8 protein-coding genes are annotated in these 6,641 nt (G+C 55.6%); all 8 read right to left on the reverse strand.

Features of this window, described 5'->3' with window-relative positions; genetic code table 11:
* The coding region (locus C9I57_RS33750) for a hemagglutinin repeat-containing protein (RefSeq protein ID WP_181322029.1) at positions 1–139 on the reverse strand (139 nt) is incomplete at its 3' end.
* The gene (locus C9I57_RS32965; protein ID WP_181322030.1) at positions 126–293 is read right to left on the reverse strand and encodes a hypothetical protein; all 168 of its coding nucleotides are present in this window, start codon (positions 291–293) and stop codon (positions 126–128) included. The genes C9I57_RS32965 and C9I57_RS33750, both read right to left, overlap by 14 nt.
* Positions 294–306: 13 nt before the next feature.
* Positions 307–1,254: a hypothetical protein gene (locus C9I57_RS31865; protein WP_181322031.1), complete on the reverse strand. Its 948-nt coding sequence runs from the start codon at positions 1,252–1,254 to the stop codon at positions 307–309.
* A 6-nt stretch (positions 1,255–1,260) separates the two neighbouring features.
* Complete coding sequence (locus tag C9I57_RS31870) at positions 1,261–2,301, reverse strand: hypothetical protein (protein WP_107154486.1); 1,041 nt, start codon at positions 2,299–2,301, stop codon at positions 1,261–1,263.
* A 157-nt stretch (positions 2,302–2,458) separates the two neighbouring features.
* Positions 2,459–2,923 carry a hypothetical protein gene (locus tag C9I57_RS31875; RefSeq protein ID WP_258187930.1) on the reverse strand — a complete coding sequence of 155 codons (465 nt, stop codon included), beginning with the start codon at positions 2,921–2,923 and terminating at the stop codon, positions 2,459–2,461.
* A gap of 63 nt (positions 2,924–2,986) precedes the next feature.
* Positions 2,987–3,865 (reverse strand): hypothetical protein, encoded by an 879-nt coding sequence (locus tag C9I57_RS32970; RefSeq protein WP_181322032.1) that lies wholly within the window; start codon positions 3,863–3,865, stop codon positions 2,987–2,989.
* A 9-nt stretch (positions 3,866–3,874) separates the two neighbouring features.
* The gene (locus C9I57_RS31885) at positions 3,875–4,399 is read right to left on the reverse strand and encodes an Imm42 family immunity protein (RefSeq protein ID WP_181322033.1); all 525 of its coding nucleotides are present in this window, start codon (positions 4,397–4,399) and stop codon (positions 3,875–3,877) included.
* Positions 4,400–5,714: 1,315 nt separating this feature from the next.
* On the reverse strand, positions 5,715–6,608 hold the full coding sequence (locus C9I57_RS31900) for a hypothetical protein (protein ID WP_107154491.1): 894 nt from the start codon (positions 6,606–6,608) through the stop codon (positions 5,715–5,717).
* Between the last annotated feature and the right edge of the window lie 33 nt (positions 6,609–6,641).

The following is a 6,641-nucleotide window of genomic DNA, read 5'->3' on the forward strand; positions in this document are numbered from 1 at the left end:
GACTCTGGATATTCAGATCCCGCCCGACGTTCGCATCGACGGTATTGCCCGATACCTCGGCCCCACGCAGGTTCGTGTCACGGCCGCTCGTCAGCGACAGCGTATTGCTGGCCGTAATCTCCGTGTCACGGTTCGTCACCGCGATCAAACGTTTGCCCGTTCTCTGTTAAATTCATTAAGGCCATCTGATTTTCAATCTGCTGCTCGGCGTACTTGCCGCCGCTCTTATCGGCAAGTTGCTTCGCCAGATCCTTTTCCTCCGGATGCAACTGCCGATTGTAAAGAAATGTCATTCGCTCCAGACAACTACCGCCCGCGCAACGATTCCAGCGAGACGACCATATCAAAGTCCGGCCAATCTTCACGTACACGGATGAGCGTTCCTCGAATTAACTCATCCGGAACGTAGGCCGCTTGCGGCGCTGGCAGCGTGTCAAAGGGCGCCTCCAACAACGGATGAGTTAGTTCCGGATTTGCTAAGCCGACCAACTCTCGCAGCCGGAAAAGATAGAGGATCTCCAACGGCGTGCGCGGAAACGCAGCGCAGTCGTAAAACGTACCCTCACTATCGCGCTTTGACTCGTGAGTATGGCGGTCGCAAGCAGCCAACAACCAAGGTTTCAGTACATCAGGATCGGGTTCGCGCCATCTTTCGAGAATGCCCTCATAGATGGGTTCTGAATATGCGAATGGCGGCCATGAGTGCCGAACATCGCTACGCCACTCGGAAAAGAGCCGCAGCATGAAGCTGTGAACCCGGCGATGACGCTCTTCGTACGATAGTTGCAACTGATAGGAACGGTTCAGTGCCGCGTGTATGAGATAGCCATGGTAAATCCCCTCCTCTGCGCAGCCTAAGATGAAGGCCATTGCCATCGCTTCCGTCATCGACTCCCAATTCAACATCCTCAACGGCCGAGGGTGATCGGGGAAGAGGCTCCGAAACTTAACGTGCCAGAAGAAATACAACTGGGTTCCAAACGTATCGAATCCAATCGCATTCAACATTTCCCGCTCCCAAGGTCGACCAGACAACGCTGACGCCTCTGCTCTGACTCTCAAAAGGGAGCCGACTGGAATGTATGTCGAGTTGGGTGGCATGTTCAGCGTGTTTTCAACATCCGAACGACCGTTATACGCGAGCACCTCGTCTATGGGGCGAGGAAGCGCTTTCTCGAGCAATTTGACGACGGAGCGCCGGCTCGGCCAAGCGGATGCCACCCCTAGTGAGCTGATGCTACTGAGATTGGTCATGATCATTTACTTTGGCAACCAAGGTTGAATTGAGATCTGCGTAGCCCCCGTGGCTCCGGGGGCTGGCACGCCAACTTGCACTTGAACCCCCTTGATCTGATAACCAGAGTCAATAGCCTTCTGAAGATCCTTCGCCAGTGCCGCATTACCGGACGGCTGCGCCGCCCAGCTTCCGCTGTTGCTTTGAGAGTTTGCGACCCACGTCTCCAGTTTCGTCGCTGGGTCACCCTGAGCAGTTGCGGCGGCACCCACCCCGTTCTGCGACGATTTTACCTCGGCAACCCAGATCGTCTTTGTGTTGGAATCAATCGCAACACCATCGGCTCCGTTGCCACTGTTGTTCTGCAGTGGCTTGAAAGTCATGCCGGTTTGGCCGTCCAGCGTCTTTAGGCCCAGCGACTCTCCGAGGGTGCCGTCCTGGATGCCTGCGGTATGCGACAGCAGTGGACCGTCAAACGACTGACCAAAAAGGCTCTCAACCGATCTCGTGCTTGTTGCGGCGCTAGCTGCTGACGGACCACTGGTTGTAACAGTTTGTGCAGTACCTTCAGCGGGGCCAAGAAACTCACCAAGCGCACCCGACACAAGCCCGCCAACCATACTCCCGAGCAGCACGCTTTCGGCCGGGTACACGGGCGTTACAGAGCCATTCGGTGTTCCGACCTGCTGCAAGATGTCGTTGGCAAAGCCGTTGACCTGCTGATTCGTCGGCCCATTTGGCGCAATGTAGTAGTCCGGCGCGATCCCCACTGATGCCGGCGTCTCCCCCATCGCAAGTCCCAGGCTCGTACCACCCGGGGTACCGAACAGCGACGAGTCGTTAAACTGCGAACCCGTCGCCTGGAAAGTCTTCAGCAGACCGTCATCGGCAACTATAGGCGAGCCATTACTCGTAATCGACTGGCCCGCCATCCCCTGGATAATGCCCTGCGCGGTCTGCAGGCTCTGCACGAACTGCTGATAGGCCTGGGTATTTCCTGAAGCTTGAGCGGCTTGCGCCATCTGCGCCAATTCAGCACCCAACTGTTGCCGGGCCTGCGAGTCCACGTCAGCATCGGCAACAAGCGTTAGAACGTTGGTCCAATACGCTTCGATCCTTGCAACGTCGTCTGGACTATGCCCTTCGGAAATGGCGATCTGATGGGCCTTATCCGCAATCAGCTTCCGCTCGTCGGGGTGGAGTTGCCGATTGTAAAGATCCGCACTAAAAGTCCGCTCCCCTCAACGCCTGTATCGCATTCACAACGTTTTCCGACGACTCAACCGACATGATCGGATCTTCGTAACCCTCTAGGTTGTCGCTAAGCCACGTTTCGGTTGAACGCTTAACATGAAACTTGACCATCACACTGAACTCATCCGAGCTAACGATGCCCACCAGGCTCACTCCAGGAGCATGTGTAGACCAGGCTTTAAAAACTTGTTCGATAAATCCCACAGACCTCGACAGGGGATCTTTCGCATCATAGTCCTCAATATGCACAGAATTGACGAAGCATTCGTACCCTGTGCAGTCGTCAAATTGTTCCCTTCTGGCGCTCCGTGCCTTTGCGAGAAGATGCACCAAGAAATGACAATTGTCTTTGACGACGAATCCATCGTCGACGATAGTCCTCAATGCTATCGGTAGCGTCGCGGCGAGCTCGACGTTTGCGAGAATTCTTTTCATGGCCGTGTTCGTCTTCATTAGCCACCCCCAAGATATTTGGCAAGACCCTTTTGAATTGCTGCGCTAAAGCTCGGATCCTTCAACAATTTGTTGACGGAGTTCGGAGCACCGGGGAAAATAATTTGTTGTTGGATCATACAAATACTTGTTTCCATCATCATCCTGGTAGTGAATCTGCCCCGGACGCCGGCCAGGATTCGGGTTCTCGACGTCGATACGTTCACTTCCATCGCCCTTCCAAATTGTTTTGCTAGCAAACTGGGGGCCGTTAGCACCCAGCATTTCGGAGTTTGTGCCGTCTGTGTTACAGCCGGCCTTCCCTGCATCCCCATTACTTGACAGCGTCGCCGTAGGAGGCATCTGCCCACCAAGACCCGGCGAAGTGTTCGCAGCCTGCCCCGCCGCCGAATCCGGCAACTGAAACCCCGGCGACGCGTTCGGCCCACCGCCCTCGACTCCCCCGATCGCGCTTAGACCATTCACAATTCCCTGAACCACAAGAGTAATGGGGGATTCTGATATCTTGTTCTGCGCATCGCCCTTCATCAGGTCGACGAACTGATTCGCTGAGTCCGCCGCGCCGCCATTGAAGAAATTCTTCGCTCCGCGTACTACGCCTGGGCCGGTCCAATCCCACGCAGCGCCGAGCTTATCGAGCCCTCCATCGATGGTTGAGTCGTATTTAAACAATCCCGTCGATGCCAGTATTCCCTGTTCCGTCGTATCGCTCGCCCCGCGTTGTTGCGAAGCAAGGGCAGCCGCTTTGGCAGGATTGTCATCCGACATCTGGTCAGCGCAATGGACCATATAACAGCCAGCGTCCTCATATCGCTGCTTCTCGTCTGCGCTCTTCCCTGCCTCCAGCGCATCGAGCGTCTTGCGCTCGTCCTTCTTCGGGTCCTTACCGGTGTGGTACTGCCGATTGTAAAGATCAGACGACAACTTTCCACACTATGAACCACCATCAGATTTGCTATGCGACTCATAGATCAAATCCAAATATTCATAAGCATTTGCGAATACTGTATCGAACTCATGCAAAGATAGGATCGCAGATGTCAGCGAAGAAGTTTCCATATTGAAACACAACAGCTTGGCCGCCTCTGAGCTCTCAACGAGGAATATTTTCCACGAATCAAATACGTCCACAGGAATCCTGACATCCAAGCTTGCCGGCATAAAATCCGGAGTCACGAAATCGTAGAGCTCGTCGCTGGTCTCGTTCAGCGCAGCAGAAATCATTTCGAATGCTTTCCGCTCAGAAAGCTGCATCAACGCGGGGCAATTCCTGCGCCCTCGATCTCCAGCTATGTATTTCATCTGGAACAACACGTCTCGGAGCGACGTACCGGCATCATAGTCTCCTACGACGTTGCCTGCGACCCAATAGCAAATGTGCCCAAACAACCACGCACCACCGCAGTTGTCGTCTATATCAATTTCGATGGAGAAGCGACTTCTTTTGCCGAATTCCATTGTTATTTCCCCCAAATCCTCAATACACTAGGCGGCACTTGAGACGCCGGGACTGTCCCGCTGAAATGCACGGTACCCGCGTTGTCCGAGAAGTAGCGGTAATAGCCTCCTTGTCCTTGCGCGTACCATGTGCCCATCCCTCCCCGAACCGCGCCGTCCTCGTATGCGCTTTGCGCATCGTTCGGCTCAGGCGTCTTTTTCGGGTTGTACAACGGACTGCCCGTATCATGCGCTGGATTCGTTTGATATGGTGGCTTCACCCGGCTATCAACGTTCGATGGGCTATACGGGCTGTCCGGCAGTGCGGGACTGGGCGTACCGGATAAGCGCGATTCATCGTTGCTGCCACTACTCGACACCGTCGCCGTCGGAGGAACGTACCCAGGCGTGCCAATCGTAGGCAGAGGAGCAAGCGTGCACACCGGCCCTTCACACTGCGGGACCAGGACGAACGAGCCGCCAGCCTTGGGCGGATTTCCACCGCTGTTCGCGCCACTCAGATCATCGGCGGGTGCTTGCGCAACCCCGCCCTGCCTAATCTCCGTTAAGAACTGCTGACCGAGGTTCGTTGCCCCGCGAACTGCCCCCGGTCCCGCCCGATCCCATCCCCTACCGAGCAGATCCAGTCCTCCATCGACTACCGGGTCGTATTTAAACAACCCGGTCGATGCAAGTTGCGCCTGCTCCGTTGTATCCCTCGCCCCTCGCTGTTGCGAGGCCAGCGCAGCCGCTTTGTCAGGATTGTCATCCGACATCTGGTTAGCGCAATGGACCATATAACAGCCAGCGTCCTCATATCGCTGCTTCTCGTCTGCGCTCTTCCCTGCCTCCAGCGCATCGAGCGTCTTGCGTTCGTCCTTCTTCGGGTCCTTATCTGGGTGGTACTGCCGATTGTAAAGATCACTACGCCCCGACACGACCGCCGTTGTCGATGCACCGCTCGCCTAGATGCAGCAAGGCTTTGCAGCCAACTTCGCCCCGACGCACCCCACGTTTCGCATTTTTTTGCCTAGACGCGGTTTGCGCAACGGGATCAAGCGACCACGCGATCGCTCAAGCCCAGCGAGCCGCAGCCCTCAACGTTTCCGCGTGAACAAGGCCGCAATCGTCAACAAAGCCCCCAGTATCGGCGCCAAGATAATCAATCGCTGCACCTGGTCCCATGCGATAACGTGATACCCCCTGCCGTCGCCTGTGAGATAGATCACAAACGGCGCGCCAACGTACACAGCCGCCATGAACAACAACTCTAATCCGAGCGTAAAAACAACGGCTAATCGCATCGCTCGCAAGAGAGCCGATAAATACCTGCCTCTCATTTTGGTTTATTGAACTGGTTAGTGGTTGGCTGCCCTGTAATTTCTTGAGTCAAACTACTCCCTGTCATGCCGAACCAGGATGGAAGAGCGCTAGGTGACACAGGTGCGGAAATGCCCAGGCCGATGTCCTTCCATTGAGGGCGATACCACGGGTTTATGCGCTCGCCCGTCGCCCCCTCGACCAACGACCCCACCGGGTAACCTAGTGTGGTACCGACAACCGATCCAATCATACCGCTATTGGGATTTTGACCGCTCAAGCTGGAGCCAAACAACGAGCCTCCTGTGTTGATCAAAAGCGCAGGGACATATCCGAGCCCAGCACCGAACCCGCCTGTCACCCCAGCAAGCGCCACGTCGTTCCAGCCGACTTGTTTCGTTAGCGCGTACTGGATCGCAGCATTAGCTCCAGCACCGATCACTGTGCCGGCAGTAGCAAGCCCTGCCGAAGGCAGTCCACCCATTGCAACACCAAGCCCCGTTATCCCCGCGCCCGCAATCGCCGTACTCACCGGATTGTTCTTGATGTTGCTCGTCACCAAATCGCCATACGTTTGACCAACGAGACCCTGCGAGACGCCCAACTCGTAGGTTACGCCGTTCGACGGAATGTATTGTGCGTTATACCCGTGATTCCAATAATTCGGATCGCTCGACGACGCATTGCACTCCAACATCTGGCAACCAAGAATTGAGCGCAGCTTGTAGTCATGCACACCGCCGTCAGCCAGTTCGGTCTGACCATCCACATTTCGCATCAACTCTGCAGCAATTCGCCCTTCCGCCTCTTCTTCGGTGATGCCGAGTTCCTTCGCTACCAGCTTCGCGTACTTTTTCGCGAGAGCGTACTCATCCGGATGCAACTGCCGGTTGTAAAGATCCGCCGACAATGCGCCATTGGCCCCTGTCTCTTATACACATCT

This window comes from Trinickia symbiotica, assembly GCF_003028655.1.
In the GTDB taxonomy this organism is placed as follows: domain Bacteria; phylum Pseudomonadota; class Gammaproteobacteria; order Burkholderiales; family Burkholderiaceae; genus Trinickia; species Trinickia symbiotica_A.

What these genes read in the sequence shown, in the direction of transcription:
- C9I57_RS32965 (WP_181322030.1), bottom strand. Translation starts at nt 293, where the DNA reads ATGACATTTCTTTACAATCGGCAGTTGCATCCGGAGGAAAAGGATCTG.
- C9I57_RS31865 (WP_181322031.1), bottom strand. Translation starts at nt 1,254, where the DNA reads ATGACCAATCTCAGTAGCATCAGCTCACTAGGGGTGGCATCCGCTTGG.
- C9I57_RS31875 (WP_258187930.1), bottom strand. Translation starts at nt 2,923, where the DNA reads ATGAAAAGAATTCTCGCAAACGTCGAGCTCGCCGCGACGCTACCGATA.
- C9I57_RS31885 (WP_181322033.1), bottom strand. Translation starts at nt 4,399, where the DNA reads ATGGAATTCGGCAAAAGAAGTCGCTTCTCCATCGAAATTGATATAGAC.